General features: G+C 57.2%; 17 protein-coding genes and 5 tRNA genes. 11 read left to right on the top strand and 11 right to left on the bottom strand.

The genetic code is table 11. The features are described from left to right. Positions 1-31: 31 nt before the first annotated feature. The 3 genes from N5D61_RS16605 to N5D61_RS16595 form a co-directional block, all read right to left on the bottom strand. A tRNA-Thr gene (locus N5D61_RS16605) sits at positions 32-107 on the bottom strand. Positions 108-149: 42 nt separating this feature from the next. Next, entirely contained in the window at positions 150-1,571 is a 1,422-nt protein-coding gene (locus N5D61_RS16600) for an O-antigen ligase family protein (RefSeq protein WP_279893573.1), read from the bottom strand. Between the two features lie 65 nt (positions 1,572-1,636). Next, a complete protein-coding gene (locus tag N5D61_RS16595; RefSeq protein ID WP_108237896.1) occupies positions 1,637-2,032 on the bottom strand; it encodes a pilin in 396 nt (131 codons plus the stop codon). A 228-nt stretch (positions 2,033-2,260) separates the two neighbouring features. Between N5D61_RS16595 and pilB the strand changes: the two genes are divergently transcribed. Genes pilB through yacG form a run of 5 tightly spaced genes read left to right on the top strand, consistent with a single transcriptional unit; the run spans position 2,261 to position 6,869 of the window. Then, entirely contained in the window at positions 2,261-3,955 is a 1,695-nt protein-coding gene (gene pilB, locus N5D61_RS16590; protein WP_108237895.1) for a type IV-A pilus assembly ATPase PilB, read from the top strand. A 2-nt stretch (positions 3,956-3,957) separates the two neighbouring features. Next, on the top strand, positions 3,958-5,175 hold the full coding sequence (locus N5D61_RS16585; protein WP_108237894.1) for a type II secretion system F family protein: 1,218 nt from the start codon (positions 3,958-3,960) through the stop codon (positions 5,173-5,175). Position 5,176: 1 nt separating this feature from the next. Continuing rightward, positions 5,177-6,049 carry an A24 family peptidase gene (locus N5D61_RS16580; RefSeq protein ID WP_108237893.1) on the top strand — a complete coding sequence of 291 codons (873 nt, stop codon included), beginning with the start codon at positions 5,177-5,179 and terminating at the stop codon, positions 6,047-6,049. After that, positions 6,046-6,666 (top strand): dephospho-CoA kinase, encoded by a 621-nt coding sequence (gene coaE / locus N5D61_RS16575; RefSeq protein ID WP_108237892.1) that lies wholly within the window; start codon positions 6,046-6,048, stop codon positions 6,664-6,666. The genes N5D61_RS16580 and coaE overlap by 4 nt, the downstream gene beginning before the upstream one ends. Next, positions 6,666-6,869, top strand: a complete 204-nt coding sequence (yacG, locus tag N5D61_RS16570; RefSeq protein WP_108237891.1) for a DNA gyrase inhibitor YacG — start codon at positions 6,666-6,668, stop codon at positions 6,867-6,869. The genes coaE and yacG overlap by 1 nt, the downstream gene beginning before the upstream one ends. A 90-nt stretch (positions 6,870-6,959) precedes the next feature. Here yacG and N5D61_RS16565 read toward each other — a convergent pair whose 3' ends face one another. Beyond that, positions 6,960-7,604 carry a hydrolase gene (locus N5D61_RS16565; RefSeq protein ID WP_108237890.1) on the bottom strand — a complete coding sequence of 215 codons (645 nt, stop codon included), beginning with the start codon at positions 7,602-7,604 and terminating at the stop codon, positions 6,960-6,962. Between the two features lie 170 nt (positions 7,605-7,774). On the opposite strand from N5D61_RS16565, the gene N5D61_RS16560 reads away from it, so the two are divergent. From N5D61_RS16560 to pstS, 5 genes are all read left to right on the top strand, one after another. Beyond that, positions 7,775-8,674, top strand: coding sequence for a LysR family transcriptional regulator (locus N5D61_RS16560; RefSeq protein WP_108237889.1), 900 nt, complete (start codon positions 7,775-7,777; stop codon positions 8,672-8,674). A gap of 84 nt (positions 8,675-8,758) precedes the next feature. After that, the gene (locus N5D61_RS16555) at positions 8,759-9,388 is read left to right on the top strand and encodes a DUF1780 domain-containing protein (protein WP_108237888.1); all 630 of its coding nucleotides are present in this window, start codon (positions 8,759-8,761) and stop codon (positions 9,386-9,388) included. Positions 9,389-9,532: 144 nt separating this feature from the next. Further along, positions 9,533-9,706 carry a DUF3094 family protein gene (locus N5D61_RS16550; RefSeq protein ID WP_108237887.1) on the top strand — a complete coding sequence of 58 codons (174 nt, stop codon included), beginning with the start codon at positions 9,533-9,535 and terminating at the stop codon, positions 9,704-9,706. A 63-nt stretch (positions 9,707-9,769) separates the two neighbouring features. Then, positions 9,770-11,071: an NAD(P)/FAD-dependent oxidoreductase gene (locus tag N5D61_RS16545; protein WP_279893572.1), complete on the top strand. Its 1,302-nt coding sequence runs from the start codon at positions 9,770-9,772 to the stop codon at positions 11,069-11,071. 194 nt (positions 11,072-11,265) lie between these two features. Beyond that, positions 11,266-12,282, top strand: a complete 1,017-nt coding sequence (gene pstS, locus N5D61_RS16540; protein WP_279893648.1) for a phosphate ABC transporter substrate-binding protein PstS — start codon at positions 11,266-11,268, stop codon at positions 12,280-12,282. Between the two features lie 233 nt (positions 12,283-12,515). Here pstS and N5D61_RS16535 read toward each other — a convergent pair. The 7 genes from N5D61_RS16535 to rluD all read right to left on the bottom strand — a co-directional run bounded on the left by N5D61_RS16535 (position 12,516) and on the right by rluD (position 17,809). Beyond that, positions 12,516-12,592 (bottom strand) — tRNA-Pro (locus N5D61_RS16535). 78 nt (positions 12,593-12,670) lie between these two features. After that, positions 12,671-12,746 (bottom strand) — tRNA-Lys (locus tag N5D61_RS16530). 6 nt (positions 12,747-12,752) lie between these two features. Next, positions 12,753-12,829 (bottom strand) — tRNA-Pro (locus N5D61_RS16525). 20 nt (positions 12,830-12,849) lie between these two features. Then, a tRNA-Asn gene (locus N5D61_RS16520) sits at positions 12,850-12,925 on the bottom strand. A 347-nt stretch (positions 12,926-13,272) separates the two neighbouring features. After that, positions 13,273-15,837: an ATP-dependent chaperone ClpB gene (gene clpB / locus N5D61_RS16515; RefSeq protein ID WP_108237884.1), complete on the bottom strand. Its 2,565-nt coding sequence runs from the start codon at positions 15,835-15,837 to the stop codon at positions 13,273-13,275. 272 nt (positions 15,838-16,109) lie between these two features. Then, positions 16,110-16,838 carry a peptidoglycan editing factor PgeF gene (gene pgeF / locus N5D61_RS16510; RefSeq protein WP_279893647.1) on the bottom strand — a complete coding sequence of 243 codons (729 nt, stop codon included), beginning with the start codon at positions 16,836-16,838 and terminating at the stop codon, positions 16,110-16,112. A gap of 8 nt (positions 16,839-16,846) precedes the next feature. Continuing rightward, entirely contained in the window at positions 16,847-17,809 is a 963-nt protein-coding gene (rluD, locus tag N5D61_RS16505) for a 23S rRNA pseudouridine(1911/1915/1917) synthase RluD (protein ID WP_279893571.1), read from the bottom strand. 151 nt (positions 17,810-17,960) lie between these two features. Between rluD and N5D61_RS16500 the strand changes: the two genes are divergently transcribed. Then, positions 17,961-18,977 (top strand): outer membrane protein assembly factor BamD, encoded by a 1,017-nt coding sequence (locus N5D61_RS16500; protein WP_108237882.1) that lies wholly within the window; start codon positions 17,961-17,963, stop codon positions 18,975-18,977. The last annotated feature ends 27 nt before the right edge of the window (positions 18,978-19,004 follow it).

Raw genomic sequence — 19,004 nt, 5'->3', positions numbered from 1 at the left:
GAGAGTTGCCATCCATCGCGCCGGTGGGAAATGGTGCCGAAAACAGGAATCGAACCTGCGACCTTCGCGTTACGAGTGCGCTGCTCTACCGACTGAGCTATTTCGGCATGGTGATGGAAGCTATCAGGACACTCCATTGGCGGCAAGCTTTACTGAGGCTTGGACGCGATGACGCCTTGCATCCAGAACCGGGGTTGGAAATTCCCTCCAAAGTCATGTGCATATTGCTCGTTACGCAACCGAAGAGTCGGGAAGTCGTGAACCGTCACATAGCCAAGAAATCCAACAGCAAGAAATGCCGCAGCGAGCCCAAGCTGCCGCAACCGACCATTACTAGGTCGGTGGTCACTGCTAATCCTGTGAATTCCCATAAGCCACCCGGTTACAATTGCTAGCCACAGTTGCGAATAGGGCATGACAATCACCCCATCCACCATCCCCTGGGTAAGGGAGCCGACTAAACTGGCGAATAAACATATCCGCAGAAGATTGAGAGGATCATCCGATGCGCGATCAGCTCTTATTTTCCATAAGACCGAGCGCATTCCTCGAAGCATTAAAAACCCCACTAGCAGAGTAGACGGGATTCCCCATTCACTAGCCCACTGCAGAAATATTTGATGCGGATGTGCGGCAATGGGGTTAGGGATATTGGAAAAATGCATCGGACCGAAACCTAGTAAAGGTCGCGCCTTAATCATTTCCCACGCTTGATGCCAGATAATGTCCCTAGCAGAAAGGGAAGTAGTTAGGCGACCGCCCGCAGTGTTCACAAGTGATATGCCGACAGCATCGGTCATCAAGACGAAAACAATGTAATACAAGCCCAAACCTGAAAGCATTGCACCTAGTTGCCACAAAGCCCATCGTCGGCCAGCTTTACCCAAACAACCTACAAAAATAGCGGCGACTGCCATGCCTAGCCAAGTACCACGCGTCCCCCCCACAATTGCGATAACCCACCAGCAGACAAGCAATACGAAAATCCATTTTATGACAGGGCGCTTTACGTCGGAGAGAATGAGCGGCCACGCCAAAAGCGGCAAAGTAAGGGTCTGAAACTGGCCATAAAAACGGCGATTGGAAAATCCTTCAAGCAGCAAATCCAGGTCTAGAGTCTGGGCCGAACTGGTGTAACCGGCCAGCACCGACACGATAAATTGCAGGGTTTTGGCACAACAAGAAATCAACACGACTGCAATCAGAAAATTATCTATTGAACGACCAACTTGTAATCTTGAATGCGCCACACAATAAGCAATAGTATAACACCCAATCATCAGCGACACTTCACAAAAAGCCCAATATGGCTGATCCGCGAGCAAACATGAAGACAGAGCCAAACACAGCAGTACCGCAAATAGAATACCTACTGAATCGAACGCTTTTGGCGCCCCCTCTACCGAAGTTTTCCGCTGAATAATTATAGCGATCAAGCTTATAACCGCGATAACAACCTGAACTAACCGCTGCCAATCATGACCATAAAGATACGGGACGGTAATAGGCATCAATAGAAGAAGCCCAATAACAGCCCAATATCCGCTTTCTAAACGAAAACTCGCAATCAACTAGAGGACGCCCTATTAGGATATTAAAAAAGGCGCACATGTGCGCCTTTTTTGAACGATGATTGTTAAGAGCCAGTACAAGCGCTGCCTGGGTTCGCAGTAGCAGGACTCACCGTACAAGTCCAAGAGATGTTCCCGCCGGTCACAGAGGCGTTAGCAGTACTAGGGACTAACGTCACGCTGACCGTTGGGTTTGTGCGGGAGGCGGTGAGAGTGCCGCTGCCAGTACAGTTCGCGATCGTACCAGTTGGTGAAGCGTTGCAAAGAGACGTTCCGGTCAGGCCTTGGCTCCAGTTTTCCGCAACTGCAACCTTGGCTGAATCAAGACTCGCCAATAGGGAGCTAGCTTGGGCGCGCAGTGTGTAGTTCTGATAGGCAGGAATCGCGACAGCAGCGAGGATACCAATGATCGCAACTACGATCATCAACTCAATAAGAGTGAAACCTTTTTGTGACTGCATAACGTACTTCTCCAATCGTCAATTTTTTGGTCTTGCACGGTGCCAACCACGCATATCTCATGCCAACTCTAAATGAGGAATGTTCTGTGAACTGGGGTTCGGTGGCACGACGAAACACCTACAATTTTGATCAAAAAGTGACAAATATTGTCAGCCCTTGCTCCGTTTAATTGGCAGCAAAGCTCGACTGCGCTATAAACCAACCACTGTCCGTGTTTGGTGGTTTCGATGAATGATGTCGTGCTCACAGGTTTGGCCAAGCAACTGGTAGTGGCCGAACTCTTGAACGAAAAAAATGCTCAGCAGGCCCTTCAACGGGCTCGGAGCGAAAAGATCTCTTTGGTCAGCTATTTGGTGCAGAGCAAGCTAGTCAAAAGCTTAACCCTCGCGGAACTGGCGTCTGAGCAATTTGGACTGCCCTTTCTCGACCTCAACACTCTGGACAAAGACGGCCAACCGAAGGGGCTGGTTAGCGAAAAGCTGGTCCGCCAGCACTCCGCGCTACCCTTGTGGCGTCGGGGTAACAAATTATTCATAGGAATATCGGATCCCACGAATCATCAAGCCATCACTGACATCCAGTTCAGTACCGGACTCAATACTGAAGCGATCTTGGTTGAGGACGATAAACTTACGCTGGCAATCGACAGACTCTTCGATTCCCATACAGGCATGGGCGACCTAGCGGATGTTGATCTAGGGCTGGAAATTGAAACCGTAGACGAAAGCAAAGAGGCATCGATTGGCGGCCAAGACGCTGACGACGCCCCTGTCGTTCGCTTCGTCAACAAGATGTTGATGGACGCCATTCGCTTGGGGTCATCTGACCTACATTTTGAACCTTACGAAAAGGTTTTCCGTGTTCGTCTGCGCACCGATGGCATTCTTCATGAGGTCGCCAAGCCTCCGACTCAACTAGCAGGCCGTATCGCCGCTCGCCTGAAAGTGATGGCTGGCCTCGATATTTCCGAACGGCGTAAACCACAGGATGGCCGTATCAAATTGCGGATATCCAAGAATCGCGCAATTGATTTCCGGATCAACACGCTTCCCACGCTGTGGGGTGAAAAAATTGTCATGCGGATCCTGGACCCGACCAGCGCCCAGATGGGCATTGACGCGTTGGGTTACGAGCCGGAACAGAAAGCCTTGTATCTGGACGCACTGAGCAAGCCACAAGGCATGATCTTGGTCACGGGCCCAACAGGTTCGGGCAAAACGGTGTCGCTTTACACCGGCTTGAATATTCTCAATACACCGGACATCAACATTTCAACAGCAGAAGATCCGGTCGAGATCAACCTTGAGGGTATCAACCAAGTCAACGTTAACCCTCGGCAGGGTATGGACTTCTCGCAGGCACTGCGTGCGTTCCTGCGTCAGGATCCAGATGTCATCATGGTGGGCGAGATTCGCGACTTGGAGACCGCCGAAATCGCCATCAAGGCCTCGCAAACTGGGCACATGGTGCTTTCAACGTTGCACACCAACAGCGCCGCGGAAACCCTCACCCGCCTGCATCACATGGGTGTCGCTGCATTCAATATTGCAACGGCAATAAACCTGATCATCGCCCAGCGGCTCGCCCGCAAGCTATGTCCCCATTGCAAAAAAGAGGTCGAGATACCCCGCGAAACATTGGTTGCCGAAGGTTTCCCGGAGTCGAAAATTGGCTCGTTCAAGCTTTACTCTCCAGTGGGATGCGAGCAGTGCAATGCGGGCTACAAAGGCCGTGTAGGGATTTATGAAGTGGTCAAAAGTACGCCAGCCCTGGAGCGCATCATCATGGCGGAGGGCAACTCCATCGAAATTTCCGAGCAGATGCGCAAAGACGGCTTCAATGACTTGCGCACCTCTGGCCTGCTCAAGGCCATGCAAGGCTTGACGAGCCTTGAGGAAATCAATCGGGTGACCAAGGATTAAGCATGGCGACCAAAGCAGTAAAAGTCAGCGTATACGTGTGGGAGGGTTTGGACAGAAAGGGAGCCAAGCAAAAAGGCGAGATCAACGGTCATAACCCCGCCTTGGTCAAAGCGCAGTTGCGCAAGCAAGGCATCAACCCACTGAAGGTCAGAAAAAAATCGGTGTCGATCTTCGGTTCGGGGAAGAAGATCAAACCGCTGGATATCGCGTTCTTCAGCCGCCAGATGGCGACGATGATGAAAGCCGGCGTCCCTTTACTGCAGTCCTTCGACATTATCAGCGAAGGATCTGCGAATCCCAACATGCGCAAATTGGTAGATGACATCAAGCAAGAAGTCGCTGCGGGTCATAGCTTTGCAACAGCTTTAAGACAAAAGCCCCTCTATTTCGATGACCTCTTCTGCAATCTGGTTGATGCCGGTGAGCAGGCGGGGGCGCTGGAGTCCTTGCTTGATCGGGTTGCGACCTACAAAGAAAAAACAGAGTCGCTGAAATCCAAAATCAAAAAAGCCATGACCTACCCGATCGCAGTCGTGATCGTCGCGTTCATCGTCACGGGTATCTTGCTCATCAAGGTCGTCCCGCAATTCCAGTCAGTGTTTGCCGGATTCGGTGCAAAACTCCCTGCATTCACGCTCATGGTGATAGGCCTGTCAGAGGCAGTCCAAAGCTACTGGTATATCTTTGTGCTGGCGATTGTCGTTGCGTTCTTTTCTTTCAAACGGGCCTACAAAACTTCAGCTAAGTTTCGCGACCAAGTTGACCGTGCGTTGCTCAAAATACCGGTCATCGGCCCGTTGCTCTATAAATCAGCAGTCGCCCGCTATGCCCGAACGCTCGCCACGACCTTCGCCGCCGGTGTACCTCTCGTTGACGCACTCGATTCCGTAGCAGGCGCGACCGGCAATGTCGTATTCAGAAATGCGGTGCAGAAGGTCAAGCAAGACGTTTCTACCGGCATGCAACTCAACTTCTCCATGCGCAGCACTGGTGTCTTCCCTATGCTTGCGGTGCAGATGACCGCGATCGGTGAAGAGTCCGGCGCGCTTGATTCTATGCTTGATAAAGTTGCCACTTACTACGAAGAAGAAGTCGACACCATGGTCGACAGCCTCACCAGCCTGATGGAACCCATGATCATGGCAGTTCTCGGTGTCATCGTGGGCGGCCTGGTAATCGCGATGTACCTTCCCATCTTCCAGCTCGGAAACGTCGTTTAACATGTCCCTCCCCGACCTCCTGGCCAGCTCCCCGCTGGCCTTCGTTTTTTGCACCTTCGTATTAGGCCTCCTCGTCGGAAGCTTCCTCAACGTGGTGGTTTACCGCCTCCCGATGATGATGCTCCGCGACTGGAAGGTTCAGGCGCGGGAAATGTTGGCGCTGCCGCCTGAGCCGCAAGGCGAGACGTTCAATCTGATCCTCCCCCATTCCCGCTGCCCACACTGTTCTCACCGGATTCGCGCGTGGGAGAACATTCCGGTCGTCAGTTACCTGGTGCTACGGGGCAAGTGTTCGAACTGCAAGGCGCCGATCAGCAAGCGCTATCCGCTGGTTGAGTTGGGGTGTGGGGTATTGTCCGCGTTCGTGGCCTGGCATTTCGGCTTCGGCTGGCAGGCGGGGGCGGTGTTGGTGTTGAGCTGGGGGCTATTGGCGATGAGCCTGATCGATGCCGACCACCAGTTGTTGCCGGACGCAATCGTGTTGCCGCTGTTGTGGTTGGGGTTGATCGTAAACGCCTTCGGGTTGTTTGCGACATTGAGCGACGCGGTGTGGGGCGCCGTTGCGGGTTATCTGGTGCTGTGGTGTGTGTTCTGGCTGTTCAAGCTGGTCACTGGGAAGGAAGGCATGGGTTACGGCGATTTCAAATTGCTGGCCATGCTCGGCGCCTGGGGGGGCTGGCAGATTTTACCGCTGACGATTCTGCTGTCGTCGATCGTCGGGGCCGTATTGGGGTTGATTCTGCTGCGTTTACGCGACGCGCAAAGCGGCACGCCGATTCCGTTCGGGCCTTATCTGGCCATTGCGGGGTGGATCGCATTGCTCTGGGGTGATCAAATAACGACTTCGTATCTGCAGATCGCCGGTTTCAGATGACCTCTTCCGTAGCACAACCCTGGATTCTCGGCCTGACAGGCGGCATTGGCAGCGGCAAGAGTGCGGCAGCGCAATGTTTCGTCGATCTGGGTATCCACCTGGTGGACGCCGATCAGGCGGCGCGCTGGGTGGTGGAACCTGGTCGCCCTGCTCTTGCACAGATTGCGGAGCATTTTGGGCAGAGCGTTCTGCAAGCCGATGGGACGCTTGATCGCGCAGCGCTGCGCGAACTGATTTTCCAGGAACCGCAGCAGCGAGTCTGGCTGGAAGGGTTGCTGCATCCGCTGATCCGCGAGGAAATCCGGGCGTATCTGGCGCGCGCTGAGTCACCTTACGCGATTCTTGTTTCCCCCCTTTTGCTGGAGACGACCCAACATCAGATGGTGCAGCGGGTGCTGGTCATCGATGTGCCTGAAGCGGTGCAGATCCAACGCACGCTGTTGCGCGACCAGACCAACGAAGCGCAGGTCCGGGCGATCCTGAATGCCCAAGCCAGTCGTGAGGAACGTTTGAGCCGTGCGGACGACGTGATCGTCAATGACCGCGACCCAGCTTGGCTGCGAAGCGAAGTCGAGCGGTTGCATCACTTTTATTTAACTTTGCGTGGAGGCCGCTGATGAGCCAACCAATGACCGTCAATTGCCCAACCTGCGGAGCCCCGGTGGAATGGACGCCTGAGAGCAAATTCCGGCCGTTCTGTTCTGACCGCTGCAAACTGATCGACTTGGGGGCATGGGCCTCGGAAGAACATGCCATTCCGGTTGCGCCGGATGCCGAAGATGAGTTGTTTTCCGGTGAGCTCGAGCCTCGGCAACACTAAGAATGACCGTCCAGCGCCCTGCACAAAACACCCGAGGGCGTGGTTTTAAGTCCGCCGTCGGGTGTGGGGATCTGCGTTTTCCCAGTGTGATCAGTTCACTTTGCGCTGTGGGGCGCCGTGCACCATGGTGTAGGCGTAATCGACACCCATGCCGTAGGCGCCGCTGTGCTCCAGCACCAGTTGCATGACCGCGTCGTAGGTCTCCTTGTGAGCCCAGTCGCGCTGGAATTCGAGCAGCACTTGTTGCCAGGTTACCGGCACAGCGCCCGCTTGAATCATGCGCTGTACGGACATGTCGTGCGCTTCTTTGGTAGTGCCGCCCGACGCATCGGTGACGATATACACCTCGTACCCCTCAGCCAGTGCATCCAGCGTCGGGAAGTTCAGGCAGACCTCGGTCCACAGCGCGGCGATGATCAGCTTCTTGCGGCCGGTCGCCTTCACGGCATCGACCAGCTTCTTGTCTTCCCAGGAGTTCATCGAGGTCCGCTCGATGGGTTGCTGATCAGGATGCACGGCCAGCAATTCCGGCCAGATGTAGCCGCTGAAACTCTGGGTTTCGACCGACGTGTAGATCGTGGGGACGTTGAAAATCTTGGCAGCCTTGGCCAGTCCCACGGTGTTGTTCTTCAGCGTTTGACGATCGATCGACTGCACGCCGAAGGCCATCTGTGGCTGGTGATCAATCAGGATCAGAGCGGAGTTGGTTGGGTTCAGCAGTTCGCGGATGGACATGGCGTATTCCTTTTCGATTCGATGAGAGTCAGTAATGGTTGGCCGCTCTAGCTCAGGGGTCTTGTTCGTTGAGCTGGTTGCTTGCTGGCTTGGGAGTAAATTTACGGACTCGCCAATAAAGGAACAATCCCATAGAATCGGAACTCATTGTTTCCATATCAGGGACACCGATGGACCGTATCGATTGCATGCGCGCTTTTGTGGCCACTGTAGGGGCCAACGGCTTCGCCGCCGCAGCCCGAGCGCTCGACGTACCTCGCTCGAAAGTCAGTAAACAGATTCAGGCCCTGGAAGAAGCCATCGGCGTGCAGTTGCTACAGCGCACCACACGCAGCCTGCATCTGACCGAGGCAGGGGCCGAATACTACGACGCGTGTCGAGACGTCATCGCATCGCTGGATGAGGCCGAACAACGGGCGCGGACCGGAATGGGCGAAATCAGGGGCGTGCTGAGGGTCAATGCGCCGATGTCATTTGGCTTGAGCCGCTTGGGCCCGCTGCTGCCCCGTTTCAATGAGTTGCACCCCAATGTCGAGCTGCAGGTCGTGCTCAGCGACCAGCAGGTCGATCCGGTCAAGGGCGGCTTCGACGTGACCATCCGCATCGCCAGCCTCCCGGACTCTTCCATGGTTGCCCGCTCGCTGGCACCCGCGCCACGCATCATGGTGGCTTCGCCGGAGTACTTGGCCAAACACGGGGCACCGCAGTCGCCCAAGGAGCTCTCAAACCACAAATTCCTCAGCTATGGCTACTTGCAGAGCGGCATCAGCCTGCAACTGTGCAATGGCAAGGAAACCCAGAGGGTGACGGTCAGCGGGCCGCTGCACGCCAACAACGGCGACATCCTCGCGCAAGCGGCAGTGTCCGGGATGGGTATTGCACTGCTGCCCAACTTCATCATCGAGCGTGCCGTCGCCGACGGCCGACTGGTGCCAGTACTGTGTGAATGGCAGGCGCCCGCGATTTCGGTGAACGCGGTGTATCCCTCGGCGCGTCGAGTGCCGTTGAAGACCCGTGCCTTCATCGACTTTCTGGTGCAAGAGCTGGCATTGGGGTCGGCGGGGTTCTGATTCACTGGCAAGGCAGCGGTGGTCACTGAAATTAACGCACCGCAGAACGTTTCATCTTCACACGAGAGCGCTAAGCTCTCCCTCATGGATGATTCCGATTACCTCCGTCTGCTGACGATCCAGGCCGAGCAAGCCAATACGTTTCTCTCCAATGCGCGCAAATGGGAGCGAGAACGCTGGGTGTGCCAGCGTTTGCTCCAGGGCCTGAACATCCCTCATCGCACCGACGATTTTTTGCCCGCCGGGCAGGAACCGCCGGACGTACTGTTCCGCGACGCCTGTTTCGAAGTGTTTTTCGTGCTCGATGAGGGCCGACGCCTCAATGACGAATGGCGCGAAGAGTTGGAGCGTCGCCGCAGCGCCTTCTCGCTCAGCCAACTGGTGCGGCGCGAGGCCAAACCCAGACGCATACCGGCGTCGGAGTTACTGCGTCGGCTGGCACCGACCCTGCGCAAAAAGGCGCATAACTACAAAGAACGCGGACTGGACGTCAGTGAGCTGGACATCATTGCCTTCGCCAGCCTCAAGCGCGAAGTGTTGGACCTCAACAGTCACTTTCCGCCGCCCACCGAATACTTGCGCCAAGGCTGGCGATCCCTTTCTCTGGTCGGGCCCACCTACGCTCGCGTGTTGTTCGCGCACCCCGATGCGCCGGATTTCCTGAGGACCAACCTGGGCCGCAGTGTGGTATTCGATGTCGGCATCAGCCTTTGATAGCGCAAACCCGGGGCGAATGTTACAAAGCGGCATAACCTGTCGATGTCCGGTGTAACCCGAAGCCGGAGTCTGTCGTCAACGAGGCTAACGCATTACGAATCGGTGTCCGCTGACCCCGATCAATATTCATGACGAGGCGATATGACCAGCCGCCTGAACCCCGAGGACCAGAAGCGTGTCGAAGAGTATCTTCGCGCGCCCCAGCACCAGGTTGAGCGCCGCCCCTTTCGGCCGTGGCTGCTCCTTGTGCTGGTACTGGCCGTGGTGATCGGCCTGGGCTTGTTAAGCCATTTGTTGAGGGATCTGACGCTATGAGCTGCCTGGCGCTCGCTCGGATCTCGCCACGAGAGAATTCCTTAAGCCTTATGAGATATCCCCATGACTCATCGTATCGTGATCGTCGGCGGAGGCGCCGGTGGTCTGGAGCTGGCTACCCGTCTGGGTAAAACCCTTGGCAAGCGAGGTGCAGCGACTGTCACATTGGTGGACGCCAACCTCACTCACATCTGGAAACCCCTGCTGCACGAAGTGGCGGCCGGTTCGCTCAACTCGTATGAGGACGAGCTGAACTACGTGGCCCAGGCCAAGTGGAATCATTTCCAGTTCCAGCTCGGCCGCATGACCGGGCTGGATCGGGAGACCAAACGCATTCAACTGGCCGCGACCTACGACGAGCAAGGCACCGAATTGGTCCCGGCACGGACGCTGAGTTACGACACGCTGGTGATCGCGGTCGGCAGTACCACCAACGATTTCGGTACCCGCGGTGCGGCCGATCATTGCCTGTTTCTCGACACGCGCAAGCAAGCCGAACGCTTTCATCAGCAATTGCTCAACCGTTACCTGCGCGCCCACGCCAGCGAGGCGGACGTGACTGAGGAAATCAACGTCGCGATCGTCGGCGCTGGCGCAACCGGGGTCGAACTGGCGGCCGAACTGCACAATGCGGCCCACGAATTGGCAGCCTATGGGCTGGGCCACATCAAACCGGAAAATCTGCGTATTACGGTTATCGAAGCCGGGCCCCGTGTGCTGCCTGCACTGCCCGAGCGGATCGGCGGGCCGGTACACAAGACGTTGGAGAAGTTGGGTGTCACGGTGCTGACCAATGCAGCCGTCAGCGAGGTCACGGCCGATAGCCTGGTGACCAACACTGGCCAGGTGATCCCTGCAACGTTGAAAGTCTGGGCTGCCGGTATTCGAGCGCCGGCGTTCCTCAAGGCCTTGGCAGGCCTGGAAACCAATCGGATCAACCAACTGCAAGTCCGCCAGACCCTGCAAACGACTCTGGATGACAACATCTTCGCCTTTGGCGACTGCGCGGCATGCCCGCAAAAAGGCACGGATCGCAACGTTCCACCACGCGCGCAGGCGGCGCACCAACAGGCTTCGTTGCTGGTGAAGTCCATCAAGCTGCGCCTCGAAGGCAGCGAATCCCTGCCGGAATACCGCTACCAGGATTACGGCTCGCTGATCTCGCTGTCGAAGTTTTCCGCCGTGGGCAATCTGATGGGCAACCTGACCGGCAGTGTGATGCTGGAAGGCTGGCTGGCGCGCATGTTCTACGTCTCGCTGTACCGCATGCACCAAATGGCGTTGTATGGCACGTTCCGCACATTGATGCTCATGCTGGGGAGCCGAATCGGCCGCGGCACCGAGCCGAGAATGAAGCTGCATTGACACCCTCTCGGGCCAGCAAGGGGGAACGCTCCACGCCCCCCCTGCTGGCCACATTCTTGCCGAGAACTCCGCGCGAGCGCCTGTTCTGGCAACGCCCTGTCATAAAAATGTGCGGATTATTGTGATCCCATAAAGACATCACATCCCCGATGTCGCTCGATCACAGGAAGTCATCCATGCTTCAGCTTTCCCGAATGGTGCTGGCCGCCAGCCTTGGCGTCGCACTCAATCTCTATACGGTTCACGGCGTGGTTGCAGCGCAGGAAGTGACCGGTGCCGGCTCGACCTTTATTTATCCGGTGCTTTTCAAGTGGGCCACCGATTACGACCATAAGACAGGCATCAAGGTGAATTATCAGAGCGTCGGCTCCGGTGCTGGTTTGGCGCAGATCAAGGACGGCGCTGTGGATTTCGGCGCCACGGACATGCCTCTGAAATCGAGCGACTTGCAAACCTTGGGCTTGCAGCAGTTTCCCTCCGTCATTGGCGGGGTGGTGCCGGTGATCAACATCCCTTCGATCAAACCCGGCACACTGAGATTCAGCGGTCCGGTGCTGGCGGCTATTTATTTAGGCAACATCAAGAAGTGGAATGATCCGGCACTGAGCGCGCTGAACCCCGGCCTGAAACTGCCCGACAGCAATATCACCGTGGTTTACCGATCGGACGATTCCGGCACCACCTTCAACTGGGCCAGTTATCTATCAAAAGTCAGCGCTGAATGGCAGAACAAGGTCGGCTCCGGCACGTCGCTCAAATGGCCTGTGGGGATCGGCAGCAAAGGCAGCGAGGGCGTGGCGTCCTACGTGAAAAAAATGCCGAACTCGATCGGTTATGTGGAATACGCGTACATCAAACAGCAAAACCTGAACTACGGGATTCTGCGTAACGCTGCGGGAAACTACATAACGCCGAGTACGGATTCCTTCCAGGCGGCCGCTGCCACAGCGGATTGGAAAGACACCAAGGATTTTGACCTGTCGTTGCTGGACGCTCCGGGGGACAAAGCCTACCCGATTACCGCCGCCACCTTCATTCTGCTGTACAAGCATCCCAAAGATGCAGATCGACAGAAAACCGTTCAGGACTTTTTCCAGTGGACGCTGCAAAGCGGTGAAGAACAAGCGCGCTCACTCGACTTCGCGCCACTACCGGCAGACTTGAAGAGGATCATCGAGAGATCGTGGGAAGGCGCTCCAACCGCGCCATAAGGCGAAGAAGCGAGCGTTAAAGTAAACGCTCGCAGCCCCCACGACGAGGGGTAGCCGTTCACAGCACTTGCCTAGAAGCAAGCGGATGCAAGGTTCGAGGAATGGATTAAAAAGGTTTCCGATTGAGCTCACCGGAATGAAAAAAGGCGCCCCGAAGGACGCCTTTTTGATGGCTGCAGCGGCTAATTGAGCCGCGAGCCGGATTTTCTGCCCGGGAACTGCTGGGGCGAAAATGGTCGGGGTGAGGGGATTCGAACTCCTGACATCCTGCTCCCAAAGCAGGCGCGCTACCGGACTGCGCTACACCCCGATGAAACACGTGAAGCCTAACGGATGACGCAACGGGCGTCACTCCCTAAGATTCAACCCGATGAAGCCAGGTCAAAAATGGTGGGTCGTGTAGGATTCGAACCTACGACCAATTGGTTAAAAGCCAACTGCTCTACCAACTGAGCTAACGACCCAAATAATGGTCGGGGTGAGGGGATTCGAACTCCTGACATCCTGCTCCCAAAGCAGGCGCGCTACCGGACTGCGCTACACCCCGACGGTACTACCTCTGGAAATTGGCTCCGTGACCAGGACTCGAACCTGGGACCCAATGATTAACAGTCATTTGCTCTACCGACTGAGCTATCACGGAACGTATTCAATTTCAGTTGTAGCGTTTGACGCGCTTCAAAACAGAAAAATTCAGTACTTCTCTGCAAAACGAATCTTGCACCTACTGCCCTGAATCTACTGCATTTTCAGCCTCTTCGACTTGTCCGTATCGCTACGTTCACGTCTCTGAGGCGCGCTATTCTACATTCCCAGAAACAGGTGTCAACCCTCCAAATTGCTTTTAAGACAATGATTTGCGACTTTTTTTCGGCCAGCCCTTCCGAACACCCAAAACCGGATGATCCCTCCTCAGGGAGCGCACGTGCACAAAAAAGGGCGCTTCCTGAGAAGCGCCCCTCTTGGTTCTTCCTATATAGGAAGCAGTGATCAGACGAATACGATCTCGTCGTTTTCCACCGCACCTTTGATCCGGGTGCCTGGCATGAAGCTGCCCGAAAGGATCATCTGGGCCAGCGGGTTTTCGATCCAGCGTTGAATGGCACGCTTCAACGGCCGCGCACCATACACCGGGTCGTAACCGACAGCGATCAGCTTCTCCAGCGCTTCTGGCGTCAACTCCAGGCTCAAATCCCGCTCGGCCAGCCGCTGACGCAGACGCCCCATCTGGATTTCAGTGATACCGGCAATCTGGTCATGACCCAATGGCTCGAAGATCACCACTTCGTCGACCCGGTTGATGAACTCCGGACGGAAATGCGAGCCCAGAGCGTCCATCACGGCCGCGCGCTGTGCTTCGCGGTCCCCTACCAGCTCCTGAATCCGAGACGAACCCAGGTTGGACGTCATGACGATCACCGTATTGCGGAAGTCGACGGTGCGACCATGGCTATCGGTGAGACGCCCATCCTCCAGCACCTGCAGCAGAATGTTGAACACATCCGGATGCGCCTTTTCGACTTCGTCCAGCAGCACCACCGAATAGGGCTTGCGGCGCACGGCCTCGGTCAGGTAGCCACCTTCCTCATAGCCGACATACCCCGGCGGGGCACCGATCAGACGAGCCACCGAGTGCTTCTCCATGAACTCCGACATGTCGATGCGGACCATGGCTTCTTCGGTATCGAACAGGAATTCGGCCAACGCCTTGCAGAGTTCGGTCTTGCCCACGCCGGTGGGGCCGAGAAACATGAACGAACCGCTCGGGCGATTCGGGTCGGACAAACCGGCACGCGAACGACGAACGGCGTTGGAGACGGCCACCACCGCCTCGTTCTGGCCGATCACGCGTTCGTGCAGCAGGCTCTCCATTTTCAACAGCTTGTCCCGCTCGCCTTCGAGCATCTTCGACACGGGGATCCCCGTCCATTTCGAGACGACTTCGGCAATTTCTTCCTCGGTGACCTTGCTGCGCAGTAGCTGATTCTCCGGCTTACCGTGCTGGTCGACCATTTGCAGGCTGCGCTCCAGATCGGGAATCACGCCGTATTGCAACTCAGCCATGCGGTTGAGATCGCCACGACGGCGCGCCGCTTCCAGTTCCTGACGAGACTGCTCGATTTTCTGCTGAATCTGCGCAGACCCGGTAACTTCCGCTTTCTCCGAGGTCCAGACTTCTTCGAGATCGGCATATTCACGCTCCAGGCGAGCAATTTCCTCCTGAAGTTTCTCCAGGCGCTTGAGCGCGGCTTCGTCATCTTCCTTCTTGAGGGCCTGGGATTCGACCTTGAGCTGAATCAGACGGCGCTCCAGGCGATCGAGCACTTCGGGCTTGGAATCGATTTCCATGCGAATGCGGCTGGCCGCTTCGTCGATAAGGTCGATGGCCTTGTCCGGCAGCTGGCGGTCGGTGATGTAGCGATGGCTCAGTTTGGCGGCCGCGATGATCGCGCCATCCGTGATCGCCACCTTGTGATGGACCTCATAACGCTCCTTCAGGCCACGGAGGATCGCGATGGTGTCCTCTTCGCTCGGCTCGTCCACCAACACTTTCTGGAAGCGGCGTTCCAGTGCGGCGTCTTTCTCGATGTACTGGCGGTACTCGTTGAGCGTCGTGGCACCGACACAATGCAGTTCGCCTCGGGCCAATGCCGGCTTGAGCATATTACCCGCGTCCATCGAGCCCTCGGCCTTGCCGGCACCGACCATGGTGTGCAGCTCGTCGATAAACAGGATGACCTGGCCTTCCTGCTTGGAAAGCTCATTGAGCACTGCTTTCAGGCGTTCTTCGAACTCACCGCGAAATTTCGCACCAGCGATCAGCGCCCCCATGTCGAGGGACAATAAGCGCTTGCCCCGCAGGCCGTCCGGGACCTCACCGTTGATGATCCGCTGCGCGAGGCCTTCGGCAATCGCCGTTTTACCCACGCCTGGTTCGCCGATCAGGACCGGGTTGTTCTTGGTGCGACGCTGAAGCACCTGAATGGTCCGGCGGATTTCGTCGTCGCGGCCAATCACCGGATCAAGCTTGCCCTCTTCGGCACGCTTGGTCAGGTCAACGGTGTATTTGTCCAGCGCCTGGCGAGATTCTTCAGCGTTCGGGTCGTTGACCGCATCGCCGCCACGCAGGTTGCTGATGGCGTTTTCCAGGGCTTTTTTGCTGACACCCTGCCCGAGCAACAATTTGCCGAGCTTGCTGTTTTCGTCCATCGCGGCAAGCAGCACCAGCTCACTGGAGATGAACTGATCGCCTTTCTGCTGAGCCAGGCGATCAGCCTGATTGAGCAGACGCGCGAGGTCCTGCGACATGTTCACGTCGCCATTGGGGTTTTGAATCTTGGGCAGTTGATCCAGCTCTTTACTCAACGCCTTGCGCAGGCTGTTGATGTCGAAGCCGACCTGCATCAGCAGGGGTTTGATCGAGCCCCCCTGTTGCTCCAACAGGGCTTGCATAAGATGCGCGGGCTCGATGGCGGGATGGTCCATGCCCACCGCCAGGGATTGGGAATCCGATAAGGCTAGCTGTAACTTACTGGTCAAACGGTCAATACGCATTGGTCACCTTCCTAATGGGCAGGCCGGAGCAATGAACACACCTTAATGAAGAAACCTGCCAGATAGCCCTTAGATGCGGCCGATTCCACAGGATTCAAGCGACAGGTGCTTGACACAGATCAACATTAGCTGGCCGGGAAGAATTTGGTGGTCAGAGATATCTGATCGTAGGAGCGCGCTTGCCCGGGATAGCGTTGTGTCAGCCATGAATGCGTTGCTGACACAACGCTATCGCGGGCAAGCGCGCTCTTACAACCAGCAAATCGGATGCGTCAAACAGGCTCGATCCAGACCAACGAGGCAAACCGCCCGGTGCGTGCTCCACGGCGATAGGAGAAGAAACGCTCATCGTTGTAGGTCGACCAGCCGCCGCCGTACACCTCGGTGACGCCATGGGCAGCCAAGCGCAAGCGCGCCAAGCGGTAGATGTCAGCCATGAACTTGCCGTCATTGGCGCTGGGCACAAAGGCATCGGCAGTTTCAGGGTGCGTGCGGAGGAACGCGTCGCGCACCTCAGGCCCCACTTCGAACGCTTGCGGCCCGATGGCCGGCCCCAGCCAGACAAGCAGTTCTGAGGGTGCATCGGCAAAACTGTCGGCTGCCGCTTCAAGCACGCCTGCCGCCAGGCCCCGCCAACCCGCATGGGCCGCAGCCACCTGGGTGCCTTGACGGTTGCAGAACAACGCAGGGAGGCAGTCGGCGGTCATGATGGTGCAGGCGACGCCCGGCGTCTTGCTCCAACTGGCATCGGCCTGCATGACCTGCGCGGGCGAGGCCTCCACGACCTCTACACCGTGCACCTGCTTGAGCCAAGCGGGCCGAACGTTCAGGGCCGTCGTCAGCTTCGAACGATTTTGCGCAACCGCCCGCGGGTCGTCATCGACATGGTCGCCGAGGTTGAAACTTTCGAACGGGGCAGCGCTGACGCCCCCCGCCCGGGTGGTGACGCACGCCTTGACGCCGACCGGTGCTGGCCAGTCGGGGATCAGCCAATCCGCCACCCGCTCGCTCATCCGACGAAGGCCTCGCGGTCCTGCTTGAGCAGCGACAACAGCCACACAAAATCATCGGGCAACGGCGATTCCCAGCTCATGCGTTGGCCAGTGGTCGGATGGTCCAGCTCAAGGAAGCGCGCATGCAAGGCCTGACGCGGGAAGTGTTTCAGCGATTCAACCATGGTCGGACTCGCCGCTGGCGGAATGCGGAAGCGCCCACCGTAGGCCGGGTCGCCCACCAGCGGAAAATTGATGTGCGCCATGTGCACGCGAATCTGGTGGGTACGGCCGGTTTCCAGCTTGACCCGCACATGGGTATGAGAGCGGAAGCGCTCGAGCACACGGTAATGACTGACGGCAGGCTTGCCACCCTCCATCACTGCCATGCGCTGACGCTGCTGGCCATGACGACCGATGGGGGCGTTGATCTTGCCGCCTGCCGTCACCACGCCGATCACGATGCATTCATAGATGCGGCTGACCGTGCGTTTCTGCAGCTGGGCAACGAGCTGAGTCTGCGCCTGAATGGTTTTGGCCACCACCATCAACCCGGTGGTGTCCTTGTCCAGCCGATGGACGATGCCGGCACGCGGCACGTTCACGATATCGGGCACGTGGTGCAGCAGGGCATTGAGCAGCGTGCCATCCGCATGCCCTGCGGCGGGGTGCACCACCAGCCCCGCCGGCTTGTTGATCACCAGGATCTGGTCGTCTTCATAGACGATATCCAGCTCGATATCCTGGGCGACCCATTCACCTTGCGCCTCCTGTTCCGCCTTGAGGACCAGTTCGGCCCCGCCGTGCACGATGTCACGCGGACGCAGCACGCCGCCGTCCACCGTCAGGCGGCCGTCCTTGATCCAGGCGGAGAGGCGCGAGCGGGAGTGCTCGGCGAAGAGTTGGGCGGCGACCTGGTCGAGGCGTTGACCGCCCAATTCGGACGGCACCTCTGCGCGAAGTTCAATGATCTCAGACATGCTCAAACTAGGAGGTGGCACGGGCCTTTGGTTTCGGCTGTGCGCTTGTGGTTAAATACGGCGTCTTTTGTCCCGGGGGTTCCACGGGGCGCCCATCATAACAGGACGGTCCTGCGCAAGACAGCAGGCCGTTATAGGGACGCAAGCCGCCATGCAAGTGAAACACCTGCTGCTGATAGCCATCCTCGGACTTACCGCTGCCTGTTCTTCGAAGAAAGAAGTCATCGACGAAAACCTCAGTGAAGTCGAGCTGTACCAGCAGGCGCAGGCCGATCTGGACAACAACAGCTACAACAGCGCAACCGAAAAACTGAAGGCGCTGGAGTCCCGCTACCCGTTCGGTCGCTACGCCGATCAGGCGCAGCTGGAACTGATCTATGCCAACTACAAGAATGGCGAGCCTGAAGCGGCCAAGTCCGCTGCCGAGCGCTTCATTCGTCTGCACCCTCAGCACCCTAACGTCGACTACGCCTACTACCTCAAAGGCTTGACGTCGTTCGATCAGGACGTAGGCATCATCGCGCGCTTCCTGCCGCTGGATCAGACCAAGCGCGACCCGGGCGCCGCTCGTGACTCCTACAACGAATTCGCACAACTGACCAGCCGCTTCCCGAACAGCCGCTACGCGCCGGATGCCAAGCAGCGGATGATCTACCTGCGCAACCTGCTCGCTGCCTATGAAATTCACGTGGCTGACTATTACCTGACCCGTCAGGCCTATGTCGCTGCCGTCAACCGTGGCCGCTACGTGGTGGAAAACTTCCAGGAAACTCCATCGGTCGGCGACGGACTGGCCGTGATGGTCGAAGGCTATCAGCGTCTGCACCTGGACGATCTCGCGGACACCAGCCTTGAAGTGCTCAAAGCCAACTACCCGGATCACCCGCAACTGGCCGACGGCAAGTTCACTGCCCGCACACCTGACCCGGACAACCGCTCGTGGCTGTCGAAAGCGACACTGGGCCTGATCGAAAGCCGCCCACCGTTGCCGCCAGGAGAAACCCGCGCCAACCAGGACGTGATCAAGCAGTACCAGGACGCCAAGGAAGCCATCCCTGCTGATCTGCTGCCGGAAAACCAAAAAGAAGAAGAGAAGAACACCGACGACGACGGCACGCCGAAAAGCCGTTCGATCTTCAGTTACATGACGTTTGGTTTGTTTGACTGATTTCAAATATCGCGGTGTAAACGAAGA

The sequence above is a fragment of the Pseudomonas sp. GD03842 genome (genome assembly GCF_029841165.1).
Classification (GTDB): domain Bacteria; phylum Pseudomonadota; class Gammaproteobacteria; order Pseudomonadales; family Pseudomonadaceae; genus Aquipseudomonas.
The sequence above is the reverse complement of the archived record's forward strand: the minus strand, read 5'-3'. Positions and strand labels throughout refer to the sequence as shown.

Bases quoted from the DNA above. Each gene is read 5' to 3' on its own strand.
- N5D61_RS16595 (WP_108237896.1), bottom strand. From the start codon at position 2,032: ATGCAGTCACAAAAAGGTTTCACTCTTATTGAGTTGATGATCGTAGTT.
- pilB (WP_108237895.1), top strand. From the start codon at position 2,261: ATGAATGATGTCGTGCTCACAGGTTTGGCCAAGCAACTGGTAGTGGCC.
- N5D61_RS16585 (WP_108237894.1), top strand. From the start codon at position 3,958: ATGGCGACCAAAGCAGTAAAAGTCAGCGTATACGTGTGGGAGGGTTTG.
- N5D61_RS16580 (WP_108237893.1), top strand. From the start codon at position 5,177: ATGTCCCTCCCCGACCTCCTGGCCAGCTCCCCGCTGGCCTTCGTTTTT.
- coaE (WP_108237892.1), top strand. From the start codon at position 6,046: ATGACCTCTTCCGTAGCACAACCCTGGATTCTCGGCCTGACAGGCGGC.
- yacG (WP_108237891.1), top strand. From the start codon at position 6,666: ATGAGCCAACCAATGACCGTCAATTGCCCAACCTGCGGAGCCCCGGTG.
- N5D61_RS16565 (WP_108237890.1), bottom strand. From the start codon at position 7,604: ATGTCCATCCGCGAACTGCTGAACCCAACCAACTCCGCTCTGATCCTG.
- N5D61_RS16560 (WP_108237889.1), top strand. From the start codon at position 7,775: ATGGACCGTATCGATTGCATGCGCGCTTTTGTGGCCACTGTAGGGGCC.
- N5D61_RS16555 (WP_108237888.1), top strand. From the start codon at position 8,759: ATGGATGATTCCGATTACCTCCGTCTGCTGACGATCCAGGCCGAGCAA.
- N5D61_RS16550 (WP_108237887.1), top strand. From the start codon at position 9,533: ATGACCAGCCGCCTGAACCCCGAGGACCAGAAGCGTGTCGAAGAGTAT.
- N5D61_RS16545 (WP_279893572.1), top strand. From the start codon at position 9,770: ATGACTCATCGTATCGTGATCGTCGGCGGAGGCGCCGGTGGTCTGGAG.
- pstS (WP_279893648.1), top strand. From the start codon at position 11,266: ATGGTGCTGGCCGCCAGCCTTGGCGTCGCACTCAATCTCTATACGGTT.
- clpB (WP_108237884.1), bottom strand. From the start codon at position 15,837: ATGCGTATTGACCGTTTGACCAGTAAGTTACAGCTAGCCTTATCGGAT.
- rluD (WP_279893571.1), bottom strand. From the start codon at position 17,809: ATGTCTGAGATCATTGAACTTCGCGCAGAGGTGCCGTCCGAATTGGGC.
- N5D61_RS16500 (WP_108237882.1), top strand. From the start codon at position 17,961: ATGCAAGTGAAACACCTGCTGCTGATAGCCATCCTCGGACTTACCGCT.